At 71.1% G+C, this 461-nt stretch carries 1 protein-coding gene; it reads left to right on the top strand.

Going from position 1 to position 461, the window contains the following annotated elements; genetic code table 11:
• Window positions 1–37: 37 nt before the first annotated feature.
• On the top strand, window positions 38–461 hold a 424-nt coding region (locus tag amrb99_RS49175; RefSeq protein WP_206700424.1), incomplete at its 3' end, for a DUF6221 family protein.

Raw genomic sequence — 461 nt, 5'->3', positions numbered from 1 at the left:
TCGCCCCCCTGCTCGTCCGGCCCGAAGGGACCAACCGATGACCGACCAGCCTGCCGACGCCCCCGTGGACAGCCTCGTCCGCGCCGTCGCGCTCCGCGATGTCGCCAAGCTCACCGACGCCCTCGTCGCGGTCCTGGACGAGGACTATGCCGCCGCTGACGTCGCGCTCGCAGGCCTCGACAACGACCGGATCCGCGACCTTGCTGGCGCCGCGTTCCGGCTCAACTGCCGCGCCCGCCGAGTCGCAGCCAGGAAGACTGAGTGCATGGCGATGGACATCGTGGAGTTCCTGGGGGCACGGCTCGACGATGACGAGCGGGCGGCACGAGCGGCGGGCAATCGCCGCTGGCTGGTCGAGGACAACATGATCAGCCTGTGGCCCGAGCGCGACGACGACGGGTTCATGAGCTGGCCGACCCGGGACGATGCGCGTCATGCCGCGCGCTGGGAACCAGTGCGGG

This window comes from Actinomadura sp. RB99, from assembly GCF_014706005.1.
Classification (GTDB): Bacteria; Actinomycetota; Actinomycetes; order Streptosporangiales; family Streptosporangiaceae; genus Spirillospora.
This window is presented reverse-complemented; position numbering and strand designations above follow the sequence as displayed.